The sequence below is a fragment of the Paenibacillus sp. TSA_86.1 genome, from assembly GCF_052691815.1.
In genome coordinates this window covers 341,741-367,738 of the sequence record NZ_JBQZGE010000003.1, presented here as the reverse complement: position 1 = coordinate 367,738, position 25,998 = coordinate 341,741, and the positions used below count along the sequence as shown (strand labels likewise).

20 protein-coding genes are annotated in these 25,998 nt (G+C 47.0%); 9 read left to right on the top strand and 11 right to left on the bottom strand.

What is annotated here, in order from left to right:
- Window positions 1–238 precede the first annotated feature (238 nt).
- A complete protein-coding gene (locus tag ACUTVW_RS10645; RefSeq protein WP_445645766.1) occupies window positions 239–2,695 on the top strand; it encodes a galactose-binding domain-containing protein in 2,457 nt (818 codons plus the stop codon).
- A gap of 84 nt (window positions 2,696–2,779) precedes the next feature.
- Here the strand turns inward: ACUTVW_RS10645 and ACUTVW_RS10640 are convergent, their stop codons facing one another.
- Both ACUTVW_RS10640 and ACUTVW_RS10635 read right to left on the bottom strand, forming a co-directional pair.
- Window positions 2,780–4,072: an MFS transporter gene (locus ACUTVW_RS10640; protein ID WP_445645765.1), complete on the bottom strand. Its 1,293-nt coding sequence runs from the start codon at window positions 4,070–4,072 to the stop codon at window positions 2,780–2,782.
- 80 nt (window positions 4,073–4,152) lie between these two features.
- On the bottom strand, window positions 4,153–5,097 hold the full coding sequence (locus tag ACUTVW_RS10635) for an ADP-ribosylglycohydrolase family protein (RefSeq protein ID WP_445645876.1): 945 nt from the start codon (window positions 5,095–5,097) through the stop codon (window positions 4,153–4,155).
- A gap of 517 nt (window positions 5,098–5,614) precedes the next feature.
- Between ACUTVW_RS10635 and ACUTVW_RS10630 the strand changes: the two genes are divergently transcribed.
- Window positions 5,615–6,283, top strand: coding sequence for an HAD family hydrolase (locus ACUTVW_RS10630; protein WP_445645764.1), 669 nt, complete (start codon window positions 5,615–5,617; stop codon window positions 6,281–6,283).
- A gap of 46 nt (window positions 6,284–6,329) precedes the next feature.
- Entirely contained in the window at window positions 6,330–7,502 is a 1,173-nt protein-coding gene (locus tag ACUTVW_RS10625; protein WP_445645763.1) for a mannitol-1-phosphate 5-dehydrogenase, read from the top strand.
- A gap of 189 nt (window positions 7,503–7,691) precedes the next feature.
- On the opposite strand, the gene ACUTVW_RS10620 is transcribed toward ACUTVW_RS10625, so the two are convergent.
- The 3 genes from ACUTVW_RS10620 to ACUTVW_RS10610 form a co-directional block, all read right to left on the bottom strand.
- Window positions 7,692–8,585, bottom strand: coding sequence for a hypothetical protein (locus ACUTVW_RS10620; protein WP_445645762.1), 894 nt, complete (start codon window positions 8,583–8,585; stop codon window positions 7,692–7,694).
- Between the two features lie 150 nt (window positions 8,586–8,735).
- Window positions 8,736–9,392 carry a YkyA family protein gene (locus ACUTVW_RS10615; RefSeq protein WP_445645761.1) on the bottom strand — a complete coding sequence of 219 codons (657 nt, stop codon included), beginning with the start codon at window positions 9,390–9,392 and terminating at the stop codon, window positions 8,736–8,738.
- A 46-nt stretch (window positions 9,393–9,438) separates the two neighbouring features.
- The gene (locus ACUTVW_RS10610) at window positions 9,439–10,341 is read right to left on the bottom strand and encodes a polysaccharide deacetylase family protein (protein WP_445645760.1); all 903 of its coding nucleotides are present in this window, start codon (window positions 10,339–10,341) and stop codon (window positions 9,439–9,441) included.
- Window positions 10,342–10,731: 390 nt separating this feature from the next.
- Here ACUTVW_RS10610 and ACUTVW_RS10605 point away from each other — a divergent pair, with 390 nt between their 5' ends.
- Together ACUTVW_RS10605 and ACUTVW_RS10600 are read left to right on the top strand one after the other, a co-directional pair.
- Window positions 10,732–11,667: a DMT family transporter gene (locus ACUTVW_RS10605; RefSeq protein ID WP_445645875.1), complete on the top strand. Its 936-nt coding sequence runs from the start codon at window positions 10,732–10,734 to the stop codon at window positions 11,665–11,667.
- Between the two features lie 34 nt (window positions 11,668–11,701).
- On the top strand, window positions 11,702–12,541 hold the full coding sequence (locus tag ACUTVW_RS10600; protein ID WP_445645759.1) for a sulfurtransferase: 840 nt from the start codon (window positions 11,702–11,704) through the stop codon (window positions 12,539–12,541).
- Window positions 12,542–12,699: 158 nt separating this feature from the next.
- On the opposite strand, the gene ACUTVW_RS10595 is transcribed toward ACUTVW_RS10600, so the two are convergent.
- Window positions 12,700–13,527, bottom strand: coding sequence for a helix-turn-helix transcriptional regulator (locus tag ACUTVW_RS10595; protein WP_445645758.1), 828 nt, complete (start codon window positions 13,525–13,527; stop codon window positions 12,700–12,702).
- A gap of 126 nt (window positions 13,528–13,653) precedes the next feature.
- Between ACUTVW_RS10595 and ACUTVW_RS10590 the strand changes: the two genes are divergently transcribed.
- The gene (locus tag ACUTVW_RS10590; protein WP_445645757.1) at window positions 13,654–14,427 is read left to right on the top strand and encodes an SDR family NAD(P)-dependent oxidoreductase; all 774 of its coding nucleotides are present in this window, start codon (window positions 13,654–13,656) and stop codon (window positions 14,425–14,427) included.
- Window positions 14,428–14,666: 239 nt separating this feature from the next.
- Here the strand turns inward: ACUTVW_RS10590 and ACUTVW_RS10585 are convergent, their stop codons facing one another.
- Window positions 14,667–14,933 carry a hypothetical protein gene (locus tag ACUTVW_RS10585; protein ID WP_445645756.1) on the bottom strand — a complete coding sequence of 89 codons (267 nt, stop codon included), beginning with the start codon at window positions 14,931–14,933 and terminating at the stop codon, window positions 14,667–14,669.
- Window positions 14,934–15,078: 145 nt separating this feature from the next.
- On the opposite strand from ACUTVW_RS10585, the gene ACUTVW_RS10580 reads away from it, so the two are divergent.
- Window positions 15,079–15,519, top strand: coding sequence for a hypothetical protein (locus tag ACUTVW_RS10580; RefSeq protein WP_445645755.1), 441 nt, complete (start codon window positions 15,079–15,081; stop codon window positions 15,517–15,519).
- 137 nt (window positions 15,520–15,656) lie between these two features.
- Here ACUTVW_RS10580 and ACUTVW_RS10575 read toward each other — a convergent pair whose 3' ends face one another.
- Window positions 15,657–16,262: a hypothetical protein gene (locus ACUTVW_RS10575; RefSeq protein ID WP_445645754.1), complete on the bottom strand. Its 606-nt coding sequence runs from the start codon at window positions 16,260–16,262 to the stop codon at window positions 15,657–15,659.
- Between the two features lie 105 nt (window positions 16,263–16,367).
- On the opposite strand from ACUTVW_RS10575, the gene ACUTVW_RS10570 reads away from it, so the two are divergent.
- Together ACUTVW_RS10570 and ACUTVW_RS10565 are read left to right on the top strand one after the other, a co-directional pair.
- Window positions 16,368–16,733, top strand: coding sequence for an alpha/beta fold hydrolase (locus ACUTVW_RS10570; RefSeq protein ID WP_445645753.1), 366 nt, complete (start codon window positions 16,368–16,370; stop codon window positions 16,731–16,733).
- Window positions 16,734–17,238: 505 nt separating this feature from the next.
- On the top strand, window positions 17,239–22,209 hold the full coding sequence (locus ACUTVW_RS10565) for a discoidin domain-containing protein (protein WP_445645752.1): 4,971 nt from the start codon (window positions 17,239–17,241) through the stop codon (window positions 22,207–22,209).
- A gap of 98 nt (window positions 22,210–22,307) precedes the next feature.
- On the opposite strand, the gene ACUTVW_RS10560 is transcribed toward ACUTVW_RS10565, so the two are convergent.
- The 3 genes from ACUTVW_RS10560 to ACUTVW_RS10550 all read right to left on the bottom strand — a co-directional run bounded on the left by ACUTVW_RS10560 (window position 22,308) and on the right by ACUTVW_RS10550 (window position 25,844).
- Entirely contained in the window at window positions 22,308–23,258 is a 951-nt protein-coding gene (locus tag ACUTVW_RS10560; protein ID WP_445645751.1) for a DUF5050 domain-containing protein, read from the bottom strand.
- 261 nt (window positions 23,259–23,519) lie between these two features.
- Window positions 23,520–25,370, bottom strand: coding sequence for an exosporium glycoprotein BclB-related protein (locus ACUTVW_RS10555; RefSeq protein WP_445645750.1), 1,851 nt, complete (start codon window positions 25,368–25,370; stop codon window positions 23,520–23,522).
- Window positions 25,371–25,484: 114 nt separating this feature from the next.
- On the bottom strand, window positions 25,485–25,844 hold the full coding sequence (locus ACUTVW_RS10550; RefSeq protein WP_445645749.1) for a hypothetical protein: 360 nt from the start codon (window positions 25,842–25,844) through the stop codon (window positions 25,485–25,487).
- Window positions 25,845–25,998: the final 154 nt, after the last annotated feature.

Here is a 25,998-nt window from a genome sequence, read left to right as displayed (position 1 = left end):
ATCTTTATTTAACAGCAAAGAATTCAATCTTCTATTTTTCTGAAAAAACCACATCGAAAAAATGTAAATTACTGTTGTTAAATTGAATATTTTACCTTATTATAATCTCAAACAAGGAGGTGTCTATACTAAGTCACAACATTTTCTCGCTTTTTTTCTTCTAGGCATTTATTTCATCAGGTCAGGCGGCATGATTTATCGTATTTAAAACTATTTATTTCTTGGGAGGGAAATGATTGTGAACAAACTTCGCTCGTCTATTCAAAAGACCTGGGCCTCATTTTTGGTTTTCACGTTATTGCTGCCTTTGCTTGTCGGTCTATGGCCTACCAATGCCTACTCTGCTTCTAACAACGAGGGAAAACTATACATAACTGCCGACAATGAATTTTCACTTTATGTAAACGGTAAACAGGCAGGTAAAGGGGATGACTGGACCAAGGCATATACATTCCCGGTTCCTATTCAACCTGGCACCAATGTCATCGCGGTTCAAGCAAAGGACCTCGGTTCGTATGCCGGACTTTTAGCAGATCTCAGTTATGCAGATGAAAATCTGGTTACCGACTTCAACTGGAAGGTATCTGAACGATACGTTGAGGGCTGGGAACAGTTAAGGTTTGATGATACATCTTGGGCACGTGCTTCAGACTTTGGGCGATATGGAATTGATCCGTGGAAACAAATCGAAGGGATGCCGGAGGATACCAGTGCACGGTGGATCTGGGCAGGTAAAACGAACGTCAATGCTCCGATCACGGAAGCCTATTTCCGTATTACCTTTACGATTTCGGAAGACGGTCTGGGTGTCAGTAATCCGATTACATCCTCCGGCCAGTTTGAACAGGTGGATTATCAATTAAAGCCAACACAACCTATGCCTTCTTCCATAGGGAAGAAACTGCCTGTAGTGAATTCCGTCTTCGAGACGGTGGAAGATAAAGGATCTATTGAGCTGACTTCCCGGGAAGCTTCTCAGCTCGGCAGCCAGCTTTCACCTGGTCAGATTTTTCTGGATGAGTCCTCTGCCCGGGCAATCAAAGTCGCGAGCACCGGCAAAAGTAAAGATGGGATAGTGGTGGATTACACCACGCCTGGTGTGGATGAACTGTTCAATTATTATGATATCCCTGAGCAGGAAGTTTCTCTGGAAGAGCGAAATATTGTCATGCCTGATCTGGACATGGTACTGGAAAGCAACGAACGCCTTGGATCATCCTCTCTATCAGATGAGCAAACAAATGTGGATCAAGAGATTAAACATTTCAACATTGACAACACAATTCAGCAAGACGCTAATCTCTCAAATCCAGATTTCCAGGCCAATGAAGCTCTTACAGCCGTTGATCCTACGGACCTGGGTGACATCACATTAGATCAGAGCGATAAAACTTCGATTCATGAGAATGACGAACCCTTGATCCCTCAGGGGGATGAAACTTCGATTCATCAAAGTGACGAGGCCTCCACAGACTTGAATAAAGCGGATTCCGCAGACATCACTGAGGCAAAAGCCTTAGATATGAATGAGCTCATTCGCACCGCTGGAGCAGGTGATTTTGCCACTTGTAAAAAATCCGGTAACGAGTTTGTGTGTGATTTCAAAAAAGTGCTTGTAAATCAACAAAATGCAAACGGTAACAAGGTTTTTGTTGAAGCAGGCGGTAAACTTACATTGATCGCACCTAAAGTAACGGGGAAATACGGTTTCTGGGGAAAATACGATCTGAAATTTACAGCAGGTGAGAAAGCGAACGTCTACATTAAAGGCGACGCCAAATTCAAAAAAGAAGTTAAAGTACCTATCGTGGGCTTTAACATCGGTGCAGGCAGTCTGGGTTCCGTATCCGTTGGCGTTTTCCTGGTCATCGGTATTGATGGCAATGTCACATTTGAATTCCAGGTGGATCAGGGGTATACCGTTACTCTGGGTGTCAAAGGTAAAACACGTGCCTATATTCCTGTACAAATCAAGCCTTACAGCAATGTGAGCCGTTATCTTACCGTCACTCATAAAATTGAAGGACAAGTTACGGCTTGGGCAGGAGCCAAAGCTGAAGTAAGTTTGAAAATTGCAGGCAAAAAAATACTAGAGGTCAGTGTGTTTGCAGGCATTGAGGCCACAGGGAAGTGGACAAGCAGCAACAGTGTGCCGAGTGCTATGTCCCTGACCATCGATGCTATCGTGAAAGGAGAAGGTGCTGTATTTAACAAATCCTTCAAGCTCTTCGAGCTGCGCTGGAATCTCGTGAGGCTCGTGAAAAACCCTACGAATCCGGGAACTGGACAGAACCTGGCGAGAAATGCAACCATAACCGCATCCTCTACCTATCCAGGGTACTCAACAGCCCGAATCAATGACGGCGATCGTAACACGGCACTCGGGGACAGCTATAGCTGGGCAAATAATCGTAATTCCTCACTACCGCAATATGTCGTCCTTGATCTGCCTGCATCCAGTTCCATCCAGCGGATCGATCTCTATACAACCAATGGTTATGTACTTGCCAACTACGACCTGCAATACTGGAATGGTTCAAGCTGGGTAAACCTGGTTCAAGTCACAGGCAATCAGGAGACAACACGATCACATACCTTCACGGCGGTAAACACCTCCAAGGTACGTGTCGTCGCAAGCAGAGGACCTTCTCATCAGCCAACCTATGTTCGAATTAACGAGCTGGAAATCTACTAAAATACAGAGCAAAAAACCTCAGTTTTCTTGTTTTTAACAAGGGCTGAGGTTTTTCTTTTATTAATGTAGTACACCAATTACAATTTAGTGCACGGATACGGGATGGATGACACCGGGTGTACCTTCGGGCGAAGTCTTATCATTCATGAACAAGCTGAGTAACAGCCCTAGCAACCCAAGCGCAGCAATCACTGCGGCATAGATCGGTACCGAGATCAATCCCGTATGTGTAATGGCAAATCCGCCGAGATAAGCTCCGGCCGCATTCCCCAGATTAAACGCAGAATGACTGGATGTTGTCGCCAGCAGCGGAGCTTCACGCGTCATATTCATAATACGAAGCTGAAGTCCCGGCATAATGCCAAAGGCTGCAACCCCCCAGAAGAATATCGTAATTACCGCCAAAACCGGATTGTGTAGCGTCAGTGTCAATGCAGCAAGCAATACTGCAAGAATGCCAAAGTTCACAATAAGCGAAGGCATGAGTTTCCAGTCCGCCAGTCGTCCGCCAACCATATTGCCGAGCGTAACACCGAAGCCAAACAGTACCAGAATCCAGGTTACACTCTGCTCCGCAAAACCGCTAATATCAACCAGCATCGGTGTAATATAGGTGAAAACGGCAAACAAACTTCCGCAGCCCATCGCTCCGATGAGCAGCACCAACAATACCTGTGGGCGGATCAAATTGCGGAACTGTTGTCCCAAGTTAGCTGGTGTACCTTGCGGTATAACCGGGATAAAACGAATAATACCGAGCAGCGAAATAACGCCCAGAATGGTAATCGCGCCAAAAGAGGAACGCCAGCCAAGCTGCTGACCGATAAACGTACCAAACGGTACACCGATAATATTGGCAATAGTCAGTCCCGCCAGCACGACCGATACTGCGGCAGCTCTTCGATCTGATGTGACAAGCTTGGTAGCCATGATTGAACCTACGCCGAGGAACGTGCCATGAGCAAATGCCGTCAGAATACGTGCCGAGATGAGTAGCCCGTACGTAGGCGCAATGACCGATAGCGCGTTACCCACGATGAAAATGCACATCAATAGTACCAAAAGTTTTTTTTGCGGAATTTTGTGCGTAAATACGGTTAAAATTGGTGCCCCTACGGCTACACCCAGCGCATATCCTGTAATTAATTGTCCCGCCTGTGGAATGCTCACGTTCAAGTCCGTTGCCACATTAGGCAACAAACCCATAATGATGAATTCAGTCATGCCAATAGCAAACGCCCCAATCGTCAAACATAACAACGATATAGGAAACGGTTTTCTTTTCGCGGACGCTGAAGTCTGTGACGTACTCCTCGATTTTGTCGATGTCCCCCGTTCATCTGTTGAACGGTCTAGTGAATGTTCTGTCTTACTCATGATGTGTTCTCTTCTCCTGTCCTTCATATATCTATAGTTTCATTATAAGTCTTAGCTCTAGCTCTGAGCCTGTAAACTCCCTAGTTCTTCTGTGTGGCATTGTCCGACGCTTTCACCCATAACGCCTCATTTAATCGGTCAAATGTATCTCTCATCGCCAGCTTGTCCTGCCAATGGGAAGGGATACCACTTCGTCCGTAATACGCGCCCGCAATCTGTCCATAGATCGCACCGGTTGTATCCGCATCATCTCCCAGATTAACCGCCACCAGCGCCCCTTCCCGGAAACTGGATGACTTCCTGAATGCCCAGAGTGCAGCTTCAAGTGATCGAACTACATAACCACTGCCTTGAATCTCAGGCGGCTCTTTACGCTGATATGACCCCATAACCACTTCTTCAATCGCAGGTGAAAAAGGGTTGCCTTTCTCTGTCCGCCAGCGCGTCATCGTATCTGAAGATAACATCGTTGCCTTGTCCGCTCCGTGGAATCCTGCCACAAGAATGGCTGCGAGCACTTCGCAAGCCTCTACACTTTCCGACGCGGCATGTGTTGTCCGTGAACTAAGCGCTGCGTAACGAACAGCTTCCTCCGGTTGAGACGCATAAGCCATGGCAACTGGAGCGAGTCTCATAATGGATCCATTGCCCGCTGTCATGGGGTCAGTTGATCCACTGTAGGCTTCACCGGTTCGCGCAAATCGTTCCAATGCACTTCGCGTAGCCCCCCCAATATCAAAGCAGTTCCCCGTACTGCTCATGTAACCTACTCTGTACCAGTTCGTATACCTGCGCATCTGATCATCCGGATCAAAACCGGGCTGACGCACCAGACTCTCTGCCAGACAGAGAGCCATGGATGTATCGTCTGTCCATTCTCCCGCTTTTAATCCAAACACACCCCCGCCTACCATATCCGTAACAGGCTCAAAGGTGCCGGGACTGCTGAATTCAACCGTTGTTCCCAGCGCATCACCCACGGCAAGCCCAATCAAAGAACCCTCAAAACGATCTCTTTGCAGCATGTTCATTGAACCTCCTCCTCTACTCGTCATTCTCGCAAACTCATTCTTTCATTTTCCCACATGCCCTAATCCGGCGTAAAGGGAATTCAATAAAATCCATCCATACACTCCTAGCATGATAATCATGTCGAAAGCTGTTGAATGGTCAAATCCGATTCATTTTCATAAAAATATTTTATTTTTTTGTGCTGAAAAAACAGTTTATCCAGTACACCGCTTACATGCAAAGTGCTTAAGGGTTTGTAAGCCTCTTGTTTTTCTGAAAACAAGTCACCTATATGAAAATTTTCAATGTGAATAAACTTAACATACTTGACCCTATTCTTCGTCCTGTGTTACGGTTTTATTAGATTAAACGCATATTTTTTCCCAGTTTAATATTCATTTCCAACATTCGCGTTAACTAATATTCCGCGAGGTAATGGATATAACGGGAATTAATTTGCAGAAAATTTGCGAAAAATATGTTTTTTTCACAAACACAAAACAAATTCTGAAAAACAGGAGGAACAACTGTATGATTAAAGCACTGATTTTTGATTTTGATGGAACCATTATTGATACGGAGACAGCATGGTATATCGCCTTTCGTGATGCGTACAAAGAACATGGTGTAGATCTGACACTTGAAATGTATTCCGAGTGCATTGGCACCAGCCTCAAAACCTTCAATCCGTACGAGTACCTCATTACAGATTTAAATCTTCCGATTGATCGGGATGCGTTCAGGGAATCGGTTCAATTGCAGCATGCGGCATTGATGAACAAAGAAAAGGTTCGCCCAGGCATACAGGAATACCTGGAACAAGCGAGGAAAGCTGGTATAAAGCTTGCTGTAGCTTCCAGTTCGAAACGCGACTGGGTAGAACAGCACCTGGAGCAGCTTAAATTAAAAGACTACTTCGAAGTGATCCGCACAGCAGATGATGTTGCGAATGTGAAGCCCGATCCCGAACTATACACTCAAGCACTGGAGGCCCTTGGAGTAACTGCAGACGAAGCCGTAGCCATTGAGGATTCCCCTAACGGCGCGCGTGCAGCTGCTGCTGCCGGTATGCATTGCGTTGTCATCTCGAATACCATCACAGGAACATTGGAATTTGATATGGCACACCAACGGTTATCCTGTCTGACCGACCTCGAATTTAACGATTTGATCTCGAAGCCACTCGTTACTACCGTCTAAGGTTTGCACGAATTTCGTCATCCAATCTTAAAGGGGGAGTTCACATATGAAAGCTGTACATTTTGGTGCGGGCAATATAGGTCGTGGGTTTATCGGTCATATGTTGTCCGCTTCCGACTATGACGTCTGCTTTGTCGCACGTAACCCAAAGAAAATATTGATGCTTCAACAAAGACAAGAATATCCGATTACCCTCGCCAATAGCGCAAAAGACACAACCATCGTAAACAACGTAACCGCAATTAACGTAAATGAGCAGCAGCGTGTTGCAGAAGAGATTGCATCCGCTGATCTCATCACAACGGCGGTAGGTGTATCTGCCCTTGGGGATATCGCCGAGCCGATTGCGAAAGGCATCTATCTGCGTATGAAAGCTAACAATCATACCCCTCTGCACATTATCGCTTGCGAAAATGCGATAGGCGGCAGTACCCGGCTGAAAAAGCGTATCTATCCTTTTCTCGATGAGTCCACCCGGGCCAAAGCCGAACGTTTTGTTTCATTCCCCAATGCAGCTGTGGACCGGATTGTTCCGGCCCAAAACCACGAAGACCCGCTGCAGGTCACCGTTGAGCCTTTTTATGAATGGGTCGTTCATCGTCCTGCATTGCTGGATGGATTTAAAGAAATTAAAGGCGTACACTACGTTGACTCACTGGAACCCTATATCGAGCGCAAAATGTTCACGGTCAACACAGGTCACTGTGTCGCCGCATACTTCGGTTATCTGGCAGGTTTCAAGACGATTCGGCAGGTCATGAGCAACACGACTCTTCGCGCCAAGGTTCGTCACGTTATGGAAGAGACGGGAGCCATGCTGATCCGTAAACACGGTTTTAACGCCGAGAAACACCAGAAATACATGGATACGATATTAGGACGGTTTGCCAACCCCAATCTGACAGATCAGGTTACCCGGGTTGCACGTTCCCCGCTTCGCAAGCTTTCGCCTCATGACCGGCTTGTTCGCCCAGCGATGCAGGCCAGTGAATTCGGAATTGCCATTCCTCATTTAACCTCTGCGATGGCGGCCGCGATGCTGTTTGATGACAAACGCGATGAGGAAGCCATGAAGCTGCAACATATGATTCGTGAAGATGGCCCCTCTACTTTTATTCGCGAACGCATGGGCATTCCCGAAGACCATCCCGTTCATCCGCACGTGATCTCCCGTTATCAAGAACTTCAAGGGCACAAGGTACCGAGCGTACTCACCTGAACTCACCGTTCAGGCTGTAGATCAACGATCTTAACAGAACCATAATATCACGATCACGGCGAAGAAGCCGGAAGGAAAGTGTGTACGCCCTGTTCTTTCCGGCTCTTTTCTGTATTTCACACCCTGCTCCCCAAAAACAAAACAGCGCATCCCCTCTTATCAGGAAACACGCTGCTCACAGAAACTACTCTATTCATTCATGATAGAGTTTACTGATGCATACACCATAGGCAGAAAACCTTCGGAAGGTTCACCAATCGGTGCATTGATGTGAAAAACAAATCCATTTCCGTCCAGTTCTTTGACGATAAAATATTGCGTTTTCTTGTCGTTCTGAGACATCATGAATAACCTTGCATCTTTCATCGGCCCATTGCTGAGCTGTTCAGCCATTAATTCTTTGACCTCTCCGGTCTTCGACAACTCTTCCTTAGCGTCCATCTTTAAATAATCCAAATTAAAGTCCGAAGGCAGCTTCACAATCTCTACCTTATACGCAGGATCAATTTTCATCGTTAGCTCATGGTCTCCCGCATCAAACTCCATTGGCCCAAAGATATACAGGGAATATCCTTTCGCCTGTGCCAGAGTCACTGGCCGCTTCTCGGTGATTCCTTCCACCGTCACTTCCAGCTCTGACGTTTTTGGACGGTCAGATGTAAGGTTATCCCCCGCCCCGGAACCCGTTTTATCGTCATCCGCCGATGCGATTTTGGCAATCTCGGTAAGAATCAACTGTTTCGTCGATACATCAACCGTTTTTTCTACATATTTGAAACGAACCGAATCCTCGTCATCGATATCGTCCAGCGACTTCTGCATATCCTCGCTCACCTGGAAGGACATCGCTTTGTCTTTCACACGAATCTCTACGGTGTGTGGGTCAGCCCAGCCTGTCAGAATACCCTCTGCTTCAATGACATTTCCGTCCTCCGGCTTCTGTTCCGGCGCGGGTGACGTTTCCTTCGTATTGTTCACAGATGGTTGAAGTACAGGTGCACTGCTCCCGCAAGCCACCAGCGAGAATCCCATAAGCAGAACCACTAATGTGGTGCTGACCTTTGCCCTATTCCCTTTTCGCATATGAACACCTCCGTTAGCTTATACGCAATGCTGCTTGTCCATGTTGCTACATCCATCGAACCAACGATATAGCTTCATATAATATTTATTTACACGGGACCCGAGCAGCTCAATCACGTAAAAACGGTATTCGTCACGCTGCGCTCCAGCTTAGCCCTGCTGATCCAGCTTGACCAACTGCGCGTGTGCGGCGTTGAATGCTTGCGTCTGCAGGTTGAATTGTTTCCGTACATCCGCAAGCTTTGAGTACTCTTCATTGCGTGTGCGGATGGCACGTTTAATTTTTACAAGATTCGGCTTGGCACTTTCTCTCATGAGTCCGTATAGTTCAGCCTCAGCGTCCAGACTATGCTCATAGGAGACAACGAACAGCTCAAATGTTTTGGCTCTTGCCTCATATTGATCCAGCACTTTCCCTGCATGAACAAGGGTATCTTCTTTCTCAATGGTAAGCTCCTTCAGGGAATGACGCAGCGCTTCGGTCTTCTCTCCCGCCTCTTGCATGGCCTTACGCGTCTGCTCAAGCAACACGCGTCGTTCCTGAATATGAGCATCGGCTTGATCGAGCAGTGCCTCGATATTGCTGTTCTTTTTCTTCCCTTTGCTCAAAATAGTCTTGTATAAGTCCATATCCTCTTCTTCATAACGTGTCAAGGACTTCAAACTTTTATCGATTTCCTGACCGCCCTGCACCAACCGATTAACCTGGTTGGCCGCAGGCTCCTGCGGCTCTCCACACCCGCTAAGTAGAAGCATCAGCAATATGCTGCATGCTGCAAGGGTCATTTTTTTACTCGTGATTAACATGTGTTCTCCCTCTCTTGCCATAACCATCTACGGTTCTATCGTAATATTACAGGCGCGCATCTCCGCTGAAATTAACAACCCAATGTGCCTTCGGATCATATACCTCGAACTCATAACCCCGTTCCTCCAGCAGTTTCATGATACGCGGTAGCGCCTGCACGGTCTGTTCCCGTTCATGCATCAAAATAACTTCTTTATCTTTGTGTACACTGTTACTCACTCGGGCCAGAATTTTATCCGGCTGACCTGGAAGATTCCAGTCCAGTGAATCCGTTGTCCAATCCCACATTTTGAAACCTGCCGCAGCAATATCTCCTCTGAATGCCTCACCAATCTGCGGACTGCTTCCGTATGGGGCACGGATGAGATGCGGTGTATATCCGATCAGTTTCTCGACCATTTTTTGCTCTTTTTTGAACTCGTTCACAAAGTTGGCTGAGCTCCCGCTCTTGTACAGCTTTTTATAGTTATGTGTCATACTGTGCAGCCCAGGGTAACTGCCCTCTTTCACCAAACGTTTGACCGCATCCGGGTATTCATGCAACTGACGTCCAACCATGAAAAAGGTCGCCTTCGCCTCATGTTGTTTTAAAATATCCAGCAACTGATCCGTATATTTACTTGGTCCGTCGTCAAATGTTATGTACGCCACTTTACGAACTTGACCCAGAAACCGCGCCGGCTCTTCCTTCGCCTCAGGTGTGACCTGAATCATGCCCAGCTTGGCAGGCTGTTCAATCACGGCAATTGGCGGTGGGGCCACAGCCGTTTTAATCCAATGAGTCATACCGATAAATACATATGTCAATCCCGCAACCAACAGGAGCATGAGCATAATAGCTACGCTCAACCTGCCGTAGCGAATTTTTCTTCTTCTATGGGTTTGTTTCCGACTTACGCTGCGAATGGCATTTCCATACTCTCGCGTTGTTTCTTGTTGTACTCTCACGACCTGGCCACTTCCTAACTTTCATTTTTTCCCGATGAATGGAATATTATATCGATTCATGTCTCTATATAAAAGATTAATAGAAAACCTCGTGCTGTGAATGACAGAATAGTTACAAGCCCGGTTACAATCTGCTTATCTCTTTCCCATGTTTCTCTAACTCCTGATGTAAACTTGGATCTATGCGTTGTTAAAAGTAAAACGCACTTCGCAGCCGTGATGTTGCTTCCAGTTTTTTCAGCGTTTATGCATCATATCATCATAACAGGATATCTGCTTTTATTTAAAGCATGTTTACCTGCTATGGATCTTCCCTGTGCTGATCTTCTCCTGTATAATGAGGTGATTTAGGTTATCTATTTACAAGAAGGAGCTACACCTATGACAAGCATGAACCGTGCCGGCAGACCCATCTATTTGTTATTTTTTGTCGGCATTATTGCCATTTCTTTCTCTTCTATTTTTGTACGCTGGTCTGACGCAGATGTTGCGGTCATTGCCATGTATCGCCTGTTTTTAACCAATCTGCTCATGCTGCCTTTCGTTTGGCCGTACAGACATGAGATGTTACGATTGAATTTCCGTCAGTGGATCTTGTTACTAGCTTCCGGTGTGATGCTTGCGCTGCACTTCCTGCTCTGGATGGGATCACTGAGGTTAACCAGTGTCGCCAGTTCCACCGTCATTCTTGCTCTGGAGCCGATTCTGATCCTGGCCGGTTCGGTATGGCTGTTCAAAGCCAAAATTAATCGCATGATGCTCATCGGTATGGGGATCGCTCTATTCGGGTCGATTATCATCGGCGCAGGAGACTTCCAGGTGGCAGGTACTGCGCTGAAGGGGGATATTTTATCGTTACTTGGCACGATGGCAGTGGCTGTGCATATGTTGCTGGGTCAATTTTTGCGAACAGGTCTCAGTGCATTCACGTATAATTTCTTGGTGTTTCTTGTCGCTGCCTGTACGTTCGCTGTGTACAATCTGTTCATGGGGCATCCGTTCGGCGGTTATGCGGCTTCGGAGTGGGGAATCTTCCTGCTGCTGGCTATCGTACCAACCATCTTTGGACATTACCTCTTCAACTGGTTGCTACAGTATATGAACGCTACCACGGTATCTATGGGTGTTCTCGGAGAACCTGTATTCTCATCCATACTAGCCTGGATGCTGCTGGGTGAAGCACTGAGCACACTTCAAATGTCTGCGGGTGTTGTTATCCTGTTCGGAGTGTGGATCTTCATTCGATATGGCAAAACCAAACCACAACCTATCCCGGCTGATGCGCCCATCGCTGCTCCGGTTCCGGTTGAACCGAAAACGGTATAAAAAATTCATTATATATTAAAGGCGGTGTATTGTTATGAAAAATGTGGTATCCATGCGCTGGCTGCTCGCCAGAATGTACGAATCCGATGTGGCCATCGTAGATTGCCGCTTCCTGCTGGGGCAACCCGATGCCGGGCGTGAAGCCTATGAAGCCGGACATATTCCGGGGGCTGTCTACCTTGATCTCGAAAAGGATTTGTCCGCTCCGGTCACCGAGCATGGCGGACGCCATCCGCTCCCTGATCCAGCTACACTCGCAAGTCACCTTGCCAAAGCAGGCATCGGCTCCAATAGCCGCATCATTGCCTATGATGATCAAGGCGGCATGAACGCCTCGCGTCTGTGGTGGCTGCTGCGTTATATGGGACATGATCAGGTATATGTCATGGACGAAGGTTTCACCGCGTGGCAGAACGCCAAGTTCCCGGTGACTCAGGATGTCCCCGTTCAGATCCCGTCTTCGTTTGACCTGAACCTGCAGCCACAGATGCTCGCTAGTGTAGAGGATGCGCAACAAGCTTCGGCAAGCGGCAGCGCCGTGCTGATTGACTCCCGTGATGCCCGCCGTTATGCGGGACTGGAAGAACCGATTGATGCCAAGGCCGGACATATTCCGGGTGCGGTGAACTATTTTTGGAAAGATGTGTTGGATTGGGATGGACGTTGGACAGATACTGAGGTGTTAGGAGAGCGCTTCAGTAAGCTGGGGAAAGATGATGCCATCATCGTCTACTGTGGCTCCGGTGTCTCCGCCTGCCCGAACGTGATTGCGCTGGAGGAAGCGGGATATTCGAATGTGAAGCTGTATTCCGGAAGCTGGAGCGACTGGATCAGTTACGAGGGAAATGCGGTGGTGGCTACCGGGGAAGAGTAGGTTCGGAGGACAAGTCTACCGTATCTCGAAGACCAATACACCGTCATGCAGGCTGATGCCTTGAGGCGGTGTATTTGCATTGCCTGAGCGTCCCCCGGGAATACGGGAGAGATAGAGGCATCGTTGCACGGGATGCCTAAAGAAATTTTCACGGCTGTCTACCCGCGCGTGAAGCAATGCTCTAAACGGGATTTGGTTGCCGGATGAGGCATATAAATCATCATTCGCTGATCAGGTTCATTGGGAAATTGAAGGGTGACATGCTCAAATTCAATAACTCCATAAGTGGGGTGCAAAAGCTTCTTGTAGCCGTCAAGGGAGCCTGGTACTTCATGATACTGCCACATCCTTGTAAAATCAGCACTCGCCCTCTTCAGATCTTCAATTAACTTGTCGAATGAATCGTCGTTCAGATAACGTGCTCTTGACGTTCTAAACTCAGCAATCATTCTTCGTGAGACACTTTCCCAATCCTCCGATCCTTCTTTCCAAATAGAATCCGTAAATTGGCGCCACATCAAATTATAATCATGTGGGGGTGACACCCTGTGAATCATAAATACAGCATCTGCCGCTTTATTCCAAGCTAAAAAGTCCCACTTTTTCCCGATGACATAGGCCGGATTCGGATTCAATTCATTCAGCATGTCCTGAATGGAAGGACTGATTTTCTCCTCAATAATAGTTGATTGAGGAGGCAGTGATTCTCCAGCAAGCAGAAAGAGATGTCTTCGCTCATTGGGCGTCAGCTTGAGTGCTGTAGCCAAACTTTCCAGTACACCTACGGACGGACGAATATCACGACCTTGCTCAAGGCGCGTGTACCATGAGAGTCCTATATTCGCGATCCCGGCGACTTCCTCTCGCCGCAAGCCTCGTGTGCGACGACGATTGCCAGGCAAAAGGCCAACATCAAGGGGAGAAACGGAGGAGCGTAAATCTCTTAAGAAATTACCTAGCGCTAAACGGCGCTCACCGTCGTTCAAGTAAAACCTCCCCCTTATCCTATCACTCGGAAACCTACCATCAAGCAGGTTCTCGTGACCATTTCGTAGTCAAATTATACTGAAGGTAGTTGATGAGATCAACAATTCCAGGCAAGGAGAATGAATATGACAACCATTGCAGGACAAATGTTGGCAAACAAGGTAGTAATGATTACAGGGGCGGGGCGAGGCATTGGAGCTGAGGCAGCAAGGCTGTTTGTACAGCAAGGAGCTTCTGTGATGCTCGTCGCAAGAACAGAGTCTGAGTTGCGTAAAGTCAGGGATGAAATCGTGACCTCGGGTGGAGATGCTGCATATTTTACAGCCGATCTGTCCGATGCAGGCAATGTTGAAGAAGCTGTTAAAGCTACAGTGGAACGATATGGCCGTCTTGATGCTGCTTTTAACAACGCAGGTATCGGAGTGACGGTATCATCGCTGGTGGATGAAAAAGAAGAAGACTTCGACCTGATTCAGTCTGTAAATTATAAAGGAGTCTGGATGTGCATGAAAGCTCAGATTAAAGTGATGATGGAGACTTCAGGGTCAGGCTCTATTGTTAATACCAGCAGCGTAGGTAGTCTGAAGGGTAATCCGGGCTTGGGAGCTTACGGGGCATCCAAACGAGCGGTAAACAGTCTGACGCAAACAGCTGCGGTCGAATATGGGCCAGCGGGTATCCGTGTCAATGCCATTGCTCCGGGGACCACAATGACCGATATGATTCAGCAGTGGGTTTCTATTAACCCCGATATCATTGAACAAATTTGTGCTAAGACACCTCTCAGACGCCCGGCTGAACCTATTGAGATTGCAAACGCAGCCGCTTGGTTGCTTAGTGATTATTCATCTTTTGTTACTGGAGTCGTTTTGCCTGTAGACGGTGGACTTAGTGTATAAGATTCGGTGGTCAAGATCGAACTGTCTGAATTGATATAGACACATCTTCGATCACAATCGCAGGCGGGTTATGGGAAGAATAAAATTTTGATGATATTCTGAGAAGAGGCTTTAAGGACTAAACTGAGAGAGTTAATACGCTCCCAGCTAGTCCTTTTTTTGATTCACGATAACAGAAAAAAAAAAACGCGATGGACATCCGCCCACCACGGTTGAATCATGAAATCGATTATCGCTTTTTACTTAACGATACGTTCGCTGTTAACGTCTTGTTGATCGTCGTCCAGTTTACATAAGCCCCTAGTATTCCATTGTTTTGTTGGTAATGCCCCATACCAGTTGCCGTTGATTTCTTCAATAGGTGTAAAGATAGATACATTATTATATAATTCCAGTTTTGTTGCGCTAGCTCCCTCTTGCGGGCCTTTATTTTCTGGAAACTCGTCAGGAAGGGCACCTTTACCATGACAGTTAGAAATGACACCATATGGAACTCGAGTTTGCAACGAAAGATCCACTTTATAGACTTCATTTGAATAATAACAATTGCCCCTTATTTTGTTATTTATTAAACGTGGTAAAATAGGATTTAAATCCGGAAAAATTCACTGAGGGATACATCCTAAATCCATTAAAAAGAGGTGAACAACTATGCCGGAGTCATATCATGAAAGACGTTCCAATCTGCAATTCCCAAGCAGCATCTTTAATATCGACCGCAGGGATGTTCCAGCACTTTTATCCGCCACAAACGTCAGGCAGCAGGAAATGATTGTGGAGCAATTGGCCGATTCTGAATATACATTACATTTACTCATCGCTATTGAAGTCGCGCAGCAACTTGTAGCAGAATGGACTGAAGCAGTACAGCAGTGGTCACCACCGCTTACGCTTGATCTGTCCATATGCTCAATTGACTGTGCTGTTGAACTCCTTCAAAATCCAGAGCGGCGACTGCTTCGCTTCTGGTTTTATTCCGAAGATATTCCTGAGGACTGGAGAGAGGGATACAGCGACCGTTTTTTCGATCTTACGGTGACCATTGACGCCGAATCACTGACTGTGCAACATGCTGCAGGGCCAAGCAGATAACACAAAAGAGCCTATATTCGGAGACTAATACTTATCGATACTCTAACAACAGCCTAAAGACCATTAACACAGACTTCGGGCTGTTGGGCTAGGGTTCAGTATATGTCAAGTATCACGGCCCAATAGTAACCGATCCACTACTTCAATTTACCTACCCAATCGCTATTCTCCCAGATAGCAGGATTATCAATCACCTGATTCTCCCCACGCATAATGGAGTCGTAACTATCCTTTCCAGACGTGTACCAATCTACAATCACTACCCTTCCTCTCACATCTTGTACCAAGAATTCAGTAGGCTCTGCGTATTCTCCTACATCCTTAATAATACGTGCATTCAATTTTAGATAGTAGAAACGTTGCTCCCCTTCTAAATAATCCACTTTTTCGGCATCAATCTTGACATCTTTCACTTGGTTATAGGTTAGATTGTTCTTACGAAACAGATTATATTGTGATTTGATCTTTTTTTCTGTATAACGTTGGAAGTTCTGATTATCCATATATCTGCCGACGTCCAATTCCAGACCGTTCCAGATCGCTTTGTAATATTCGGATAGAGCATCTGCACAGAGTTCATAAGCTTTCTGGGAATCCAAATTAGATAGATTCACTGGGTCTCCTATTCCCATTTTGGCAGCAGTTCGTCTCTCATTCTCTTGATCCATACGATGATCAGTCTGTTCACATCCGCTAATCATCAAGATCGTTATGAACAATAACATAAGATAAGCACGCACCATAGAATCTCTCCTATTCTGAACATTTTAATTTAAAATTAATTATCCATAATACAAATAAATGTGAGAGGATTCGCTGACCGCTATACGAATGAAGTTGCAGGAGCCGTGCTGATCGACGCTTCTCACGAAAAGCAAGAGGAAGCCGTTCTGGCAACCCTTCCCCCAGAATTTATTGAAATGTATCAGTCACAGTTTACTGCGGAGGGGAATTATGCAGAAGTAACCAAGAGCTTTAAATATATCGAAAAGTTGCGCGCCAAGGATGCATTGCGGAATCTACCATTAAGCGTAATTTCTGCAACAGAACACGGCATGGGGCCAGAAATGGAAATCAAATGGGCCGAAATGCAGCAAGATTTAGCTTCTTTATCAGATAAGACGACTCATGTGATTGCACAAGGCTCAGGACACTATGTATATCTTGAACAACCTGCGCTAGTTCAGCGAGAAATTATCTCTATATTAGAATAATAGAAGATGTGTCAAGGCTACTATAGATAAATCAGTTTATCTTAAAAATAGTCGTTGAGTCATGTTTAATGACCTAATTCAATTTCCCCATAGAAAACTATGAACCTTGAAGCTCGCGATAAGCGGGCTTTTTGATTTCCCTGTAAACAGACTGCCTCAATCAAACTTGCCCGCGGAAGGATAATATTTGCTTAGATTACAGCAGGAAGAAATATTATATTGCTATCGGACCTTAATCCTAATTCGGCATTTCATAGTTACACACCACGCTTGCCTACTGTAGGACATATGTCTCTTTTTCTACGAAAACGTTTAAAAAAACTTTATAATCCGCTCCAAATGATCGATATACAACAATGAACATCCGCTTATCCCATGATTGCAACCTGAAATCGATCTCAGGAATGCGGCACGGGAGAACAGAACCATACATATAACAGGTTGTTAGGAAAAAGAGAAAGTTCTGTCTGACCGAGAGGCAAGAGCTAACAAAGGAGAAGAAGATATGAAGGGACGAACGAGTCACAAACGAAACAAACGCAGCATCTGCGTGAACTTGCTGTTATCCATGCTATTGTTAATTAGCAGTGTGCCGCTATGGCCAAGCAAAACAGCAAACGCTGCAGTAGAAGGGTCATATCTCTTATCTCTGAACAGACCGGTGTATAGTTCCTCATCCCTTGGCGGGAATACAGCCGATCATGCCGTGGATGGTAACAAAAATACCCGATGGGAAAGTGTATGGCAGCAGGACCCTCAGTGGATCTATGTTGACCTGGGCGCAGTTGCTTCCATCTCGAATATCTCGATTGAGTGGGAAAATGCCTATGCATCCGCCTTCGACCTTGAAGTGTCGGATGACGAGGTGAACTGGAAACAAGTGTATTCCACAACGAGGGGTCAAGGCGGTCTAAGCGAAGTAGAAGTCGCCGCTAATGCACGCTATGTGCGTTTAATCAGTCATGAGCGGGCACAACAAGCCTACGGTGTCTCTCTTTACGCGTTCAATGTGTATGGAACGGGCGGAGCAAACCCGCCTCCAAAACCGGTTGCCACCAATCTTGCCCTTGGTAAATCGGTCATGGCGTCATCGGAAGAGATTGACGAACCTGCCCGCTCCGCCGAAGACAAGGCCAAAATGGAGAAGCGCAATTATGAAGCGCGCAATGTGACAGATGGTGACCCAGGTACACGCTGGTCTTCCATATACAAGGATCAGGAATGGATTGTTGTGGACCTTGGCAGGCGTCATGAGATCGGACATATTTCTCTGCAATGGGAAAATGCGTTTGGACGTGCTTACGACATTCAGGTATCGAGCGATGCAAAGCAATGGACTACGTTGGTTCGGGAGTTACACAGCAACGGTGGACGGGATGACATACCTGTATACGCAGAAGCCAGATATGTAAAATTCGCAGGGCTTGGCCGAGGTACGACTAACGGATATTCGCTCTATGCCTTTGATGTGTATGAGTATATTACAGGTGATGAGAAACCGGTCTACACCATTCCGGATATCCCGGAGATGAGCTCAGTACAAGTTGGAGCTGGCAGTTATGCTATTAATGACATCACGATGCTGCAACCGAAAAACCCCAAAAATCGTACAGCCGACATCACTGCCCCGATTCCATCTAATGACTGGTGGCAATCGATTCTTGTTTCGGACTTAGGGGATGGAAACAGTCTGGTTACACTCCCCTTCAAAAATCGATATACCAAACAGGGGCTTCATATTTTGAATCCCGGTGCGGGATACCTCTCTGCTGACGGCAACTCGATGGATGCAGATGGCGAAGCAGACCTGATCCTGACGACAAGCAGTATGAATCCGGCCAAGGTGAATACCAAGGTAGCCGGATACGGAGATTACTCCGCAAACATCATCATGAGTGATGACGACACGGCGAAGGTCAATACAACCTTTGTGAAAGGCTCCCCTTTCCTGTACAACACGTTCGAGAACCCGGACACGATCCTGCTCCGTTCACCGAACATCACACGTCTCTTTGATGATCAAAACCGTGAGATTGTACTGCAAGACGGGGAATCATGGACAGGCGATCATATCGGTGTAGAAGTCACCAATCAGGACAGAGCGCCTTCACCGCAAACCTTTACAAGAAACTACGGCCTTTATGTACCAGAAGGAACAACACTTATAAAGCTTGGCAATACACTTAAAATTAAGCTGGGATCAGGCGAAAATTATTTATCGCTGGCTACTCTGCCATCTACATCAGAATTAGCATACTATTACCAGCATGCCTATGCTTTTGTGACGGATACGAAGGTTGATTACAACTATAACGAGAGCACTTCTCAAGTTACGACGACCTTCAATTCCGTTACACAAACAAAGCGTGCCAACTTTTCTGCGAGCACATTAATGGCTTTGTTCCCGCACCAGTGGAAACTTGCAACAACTCCACTCACGGAACTCACTTATCCTTCCATTCGAGGAATGATGAAAGTAAGCGAAGGCAACAGCTTTACGACACAGGATCGTTTCTACGGCATCATTCCGCAATTTGTAGAGCCGGACGATCCGACATACTCACGCGCGCAATTAATCAGTTATCTGGATCAGCTTGATGCAGATACGTCAGGCAATTTAATGAGCGAAGATCCCTACTGGCAGGGGAAAAAGCTTCATCCGCTTGCGCTGGGTGTGCTCATTAGCGATCAGCTTGGGGATCACGAACGTCGGGACCACTACCTGTCCCTGTTAAGAAACATTTTGACAGACTGGTACACCTACTCGCCGGATGAACGTCTACACTCCTATTATTTTTATTACTCGGAGCAATGGGGAACGATCTTTCCTTACGGAAGCGGGTTCGGCGTCAATACCGGGCTGACGGATCATCATTTTACGTATGGCTATTACGTCTTTGCATCTGCGGTGCTGGCTACGTATGATTCAACGTTTGTAGAAGATTATGGTGACATGGTTGAACTCCTGATCCGGGATTATGCCAATCCTTCGCGCACAGACAATCAATTCCCGTGGATGCGTAATTTTGATCCTTATTCAGGTCATTCCTGGGCGGGCGGTTATGCCGACAATCGCAGTGGAAACAATCAGGAAGCTGCAGGCGAAGCTCTGTTCAGTTGGGTCGGACAATATATGTGGGGCGAGGTAACAGGCAATAAAGCCTATCGCGATACAGGCATATGGGGCTTCGTCACCGAAGAAAAAGCGGCCGAGCAATATTGGTTCAACTACGATGGAGACAACTGGCTGGAAGGATACAAACACGCTACCGTAGGGCATGTATACGGCAGTGCTTACCTGTATGGCACGTACTTCTCCAACGACGCAGAGCATATTTACGGCATTCATTGGCTGCCGCCGGCGGAGTGGATGACCTATTATGGCCGTGATCCGAAGAATACCGCGGCACTTTACAACGGTCTGATCAAGGATCTTGGTGGTCAGCAGGAGCGCACATGGCAGCACATCATCTGGCCTTTCCAATCCATCGGGGACCCGGGGGCTGCTCTTGCAAAGTGGAATACGAAAGACATGCAGCAAAATGAAGTCTTTAATGCCTATTGGTTCATGCATAGTATGGCATCCACGGGAACACGTACAATGGATATTTGGGCTGATTCTCCGGCAGTAACCGTCTACGAAAAGGACGGCGTCTACACGGCGCAAATCTGGAATCCATCCGATACCGCTAAGACGGTTCGCTTTTATAATGCAAGCGGGGCTTTGGGTTCAGCTACCGTCTATGCAAAGGCTCAAGTAAAGGTTAATCCCTTGGAACATACGGTAGTTAAGCAGCCGGATGCTTCACAAGGTGTCACTTATCTGGATCGTAGCACATGGACGATTACCGCCTCCTCCAGTTCGGAAGCAGTGGAACGCATGATTGATGGAGATTTGGCTACCCGCTGGTCATCTGGACAAACGCAACAGCCTGGAGACTGGCTCCATATTGATCTGGGCAACGAACAGATCATGGACACACTCTTCATGAACTCCGGCAACAACGGGGGGGATTATGCTCACGGGTATGAAGTTTACGTTTCGAAGGATAATGAGAACTGGAGCAAGCCGATTGCACAGGGAACAGGAACATCGCCGAGCCTGTCCGTCGATTTGGGGATGCAGACTGTGCGTTATATCAAAATTGTTTTGACTGCTCCCGCAGACAGCTGGTGGTCTATCTCGGAACTCAAGCTTGCCCGATTCGGAAAATTGACCCAAGCTCCTGAGCATCCAAAGCCTACCCCGTTGCCCGATCGGTCAACCTGGATCGTGACCGCTTCCTCCACACAAGGAACGGATGTCACAGCTCACATGTTAGACGGCAATAAAGAGACGTTATGGACGAACGGGCGAAAGCAAACGGACGGACAATGGATCACGATTGATCTTGGACAAACGAGTGCTTTTGACGCGATAGAGTTGGACTCTGGGAACGCCAAGGATGACTATCCACGGCAATATCGAATCTTTGTTTCCGATGACGGGCAGAACTGGGGAACATCTATCGCTGGAGGCGAAGGCGTGTCAGGACGTCTCTCCATTACCTTCCCTGAGCAGCAAACACGTTATGTGAAGATCGTACAGACAGGTGAATCTGATCAATGGTGGTCGGTCTCTGAGCTATTCGTTCATCACTATGGAACAGGAAAACAAAAACGTTTGCTTCCAGATGCATGGTCCGTCACAGCGTCTTCCGGTGAGGAAGCTCAATCGGTACTGGATGGCTCGAACCAAACACGCTGGACTTCCGGCCAGACCCAAACAGGTGGTGAGTGGCTTCAGCTGGATCTGGGTAATCCCCAAATGGTGAACCGGATTGTACTGGATAGTGCACACAGCAGTGAGGATTATGCTCGTGGTTATGAAGTATTCACCTCACTGGATGGCACGGATTGGGGTAAAGCTGTAGCTACAGGGGAAGGGGATAATGCCGTGCTCTCCATTTCTTTCCCTACCCAAGAGGCACGATACATCAAGATAGTTCAGTCCGGAACGGATTTTCACTGGTGGTCTGTAGCAGAAATCGCGGTTTATACCGCCGACCAGACACCATGGACACCGGGTGAACAGGATGATTTGCTACCTACCGAACTGGATCGGACGTCTTGGACAGCTACAGCTTCCACGTCTGAAAATGTTGAAGCACTGATGGATGATGATCTGAACTCACGCTGGACCTCTGCATCTGGACAACAAACAGACCAGTGGATTCAGATCGATCTGGGAAGCATCCAAAATTTCAGCAGATTAACTATGGACTCAGGCAGCAGTACCAATGACTATGCCCGCAGTTTTAAAATCGCTACTTCAACGGATGGCGAGCAATGGAATTCCGTCTCAGATGCTTCGGGAATCGATCCTGTCATCTCCGTGATGTTCACGAACCAGCAGGCACGATATGTCAAAATTGCTTTGACTGCGGATACACCCGAGTGGTGGTGGTCTACTGCTGAGCTCAAGCTGTACCGTTAATTTTCATCACTGATTCACTTACACATAAACAGGGACCTCAAGCCATGATCGGCAAGAGATCCCTGTTTCTTTTTGTGATATATGGTAACCGCCATTAATTACTTTTTGATTTTACCATCATATCCAAGCTTATAAACAGTGCCTTTCTCAAAAGATAGGAATGCAAGCCCATCGCCTACTGTACCTACAAATCGATCATATGCATCTAAAGAACGTAGCTTGCTCTTCTTGCTTGTGTAACGATTAAAAACATATAAGTCACTCTGGTTATAGCCATTCTTGCCTATCGAATTATTAAGGTAATAAAACTTATTATTTATGTAAGTTAGAGGTGTAATCGAACCTTTTGTGGTGAACGTTTTCTTTCTAGTTCCGTTTTTATCCGAAAAGACACCGATAGAACTATAATTATCGCGTCCGCCCATGTTCTCCGAAAAAAACAAAACATTTCCATAAAATTCATATGGCCAAACTTCTTTTGAAGATAATAACTTCTTTCCTGTACCATCTAAATTCATACGATAAAACTTGCCATTATCCCTGTTTGTAAAATAGATATAGCCGCTGTATATTTTAAAATTATAAAAAGGAGATTTAGACAATATTGTCTGTTCGTTTGAACCATCCGTTCTCATTGAGCCGAAAGACAACGCATCCGGTGTTTCCTCAGTACCTTCATCTTTAACAAAATAAATCGTATCGCGCACCACAGTAAATCTACCAAAATTCCCCTCATTGTTCAGATAATTAAATGCAGAACCATCTTTCTTAATTTTCGCCATATGACGAGCCCAAGACTCTGTCTCCTCTTCAATTAGAAAATAGATCCACTCTCCCACCCGTTGTATATCGGAAACTCGCTTAGGCAAAATAGATTCTGTTTTGCTTTTATTACCCGTGAATGTTGTAACATTGATGCCCATTAAAGCTCCATTATCTTCATATCCATCCCAAACTAAAGATTCTCCTGAATCTTCAGCCCCGTATGCAGGTACAATGCCAAACAACATGATCACGCTTAATAACGCTATCAACCATTTTCTTCTCATCTTTCTCTCCCTAAAATATGTATTTTTCCTACATTTGCTATTGTAAATTGGATTCATAAATAGAACAATCATTATTCTTTTAATTCTGGGTTACTGTCTGTTAAGTCAACTTCAGTTATCCTTCACGTTACAAAATAACTACATCCTCCACATGCAAATAAGGTGAGCATATGTATAAGTCAATGTATATAAAGAACCTCTCGCCAACATTGGCAAGAGGCTCTTTTTAGTGTTCTAAAATTGATATCTTGTAAAATCCCACTACGTGATGGTAAGACCGCCACTTGCATATCCCGCAATGGTTGAAGCCAGATCAGCTCCGGCGGTTACTGATGCTGAGAAGACCATAAGCAGACGGTCACCTGCGGCTACCGGAATACTCAGACCTGAGGTCAATCCGCTGGCGATTGTGCCTAATGACAATGCGCCAGTCAACGCTGGTGCCAAGGTGACCAGTGCCCCTGGTACAGCCGTAAAGGTATTATTTGGTGTAGTCGAACGGAATAATTGTGCAGTTATCGTTACTGTAGACAGAGCCAGGTTAAGTGCAGCTGTCGTACTAAAATAAGCAGCCAGTGAGGTAATCGTTCCCGCACGAGATGCCGAGAAAGCAAAGTTAAGCAAGGTACCTGCGGCGCCTGTGAGATCGATAATTCCTCCATTAATCGTCACACCAGACGCATTATTACCAAAGCCAACCAAGCTGGAGGTATTCAAAAGTCCGCCCAGCACCGTAGTCAACGAAGCTGGTAGCCCTGATGCATAAGGGATAATCGCTCCAGAACCGGTTGCTCCAGTCACACCCGTTGTCCCGGCTACTCCTGTTGCTCCAGTCACGCCCGTTGTCCCCGCGACTCCGGTCGCTCCAGTTGCACCTGTTGTTCCGGCGACTCCTGTTGCCCCGGTTACGCCCGTTGTTCCCGCTACTCCGGTCGCCCCAGTCACGCCCGTCGTTCCGGCGACTCCGGTTGCTCCAGTCTCGCCCGTTGTTCCCGCTACTCCGGTCGCCCCAGTTGCACCTGTTGTTCCGGCGACTCCGGTTGCTCCAGTCTCGCCCGTTGTTCCCGCTACTCCGGTCGCCCCAGTCACGCCCGTCGTTCCGGCGACTCCGGTTGCTCCAGTCACGCCCGTTGTTCCCGCTACTCCGGTCGCCCCAGTTGCGCCTGTTGTTCCGGCTACTCCGGTTGCCCCGGTTACTCCCGTCGCTCCTGTCTCACCCGTTGTTCCCGCTACTCCGGTCGCCCCAGTTGCACCTGTTGTTCCGGCGACTCCGGTTGCCCCAGTTGCACCTGTTGTTCCGGCTACTCCGGTCGCTCCAGTCACACCCGTTGTCCCGGCGACTCCGGTCGCACCAGTTACGCCCGTTGTTCCCGCTACTCCGGTTGCCCCGGTTACACCCGTTGTTCCCGCTACTCCGGTTGCCCCGGTTACGCCCGTTGTTCCCGCTACTCCGGTTGCTCCGGTCTCGCCCGTTGTTCCGGCCAATCCTGTCGCTCCTGTCTCACCCGTTGTTCCGGCGACTCCGGTTGCTCCAGTCACGCCTGTTGTTCCGGCGACTCCAGTTGCTCCGGTCACACCCGTTGTCCCCGTTACTCCGGTCGCCCCAGTTGCTCCCGTAGCTCCCCCGGTTTCTCCTGCTGGACCCGTCGCCCCGGTTGCACCAGTCGGACCTATCGCCCCGGTTAATCCCTGAGCTCCAGTCACACCCGTCGCTCCCGTAGCACCCGTGGCACCTGTGACTCCTGTCATACTTGGAGTTTCCCCCAGCAACTCAGAAGAAACTAAACGATGTGCTGTTACCAGAGAGCCTGTGCTACTTTTCCCCCATACAGACACTTGAACAGGATCATTAATCGTCACTGATGTCGTGAAAGTAAACTCGAACGCATCCAAATTGGCAAAGTAGTTGTTAGTGATCACTTGATTGGGTGCAATGTCGAAAGATTCACTGACATACAGAACCCTCAACCCGGCACTCATGTAATAACCTTGTATTTGCACAGTTGAGGCGGTAACATCACTGCGGTTATCTATTCTGACTGTTACAGTCTGAGTCGGTCGTACACCACTAACCGCATTGTTTTCAATTGGCCCTGTCGATAAAAAGCTCATCGCTACATTCCCTTCTTTCGAAAAAAGTCTGTGTTTCTAGGGCGTGTCTGAAAACGCTGAAGGAAGCCCATTTTTCTGAATTTTGTTGCACTTCATTAGTTTTCAAAACACGTCCTAGATGTTCGTAACTGTTTTTTCATGCTCCACTACCCGATGTGCATCCACCAATTGTCCTGACGCTTGTTTGCCCCATACTGAAATCCCGACTGCTCCCACACTTTCCTCACTTGTTCCAAAAACAAACTCAAAGGCATCTAAATCTGCAAAATAATTTCGGGTCACTTCTTCATTAGGTGCAATACTAATCAGTTCATTCACATACAACGTTCTTGTCGTACTTAGTACATAACCTTGGACAGATACCGTGGTCGCATCCACAGCAGCCCGACTTACCAATCTAATCGTTACCTGCTGCGTTGGTCTAACCCCGGCAACGACATTATTTTCGATCGGCCCGGTTGATAATATAGCCATATATCCCATCCCACCTTTTTGTGAACCTCTCACTCTATCAATATTTGGCTTCCTGGATCACTTAATAGTAATATTCGACCACTCATCCGGAGGTGTGGACATAAGACAGGGGACAGTTCACCATTATCGATCAACAACTCCCATCTGCGCTTAG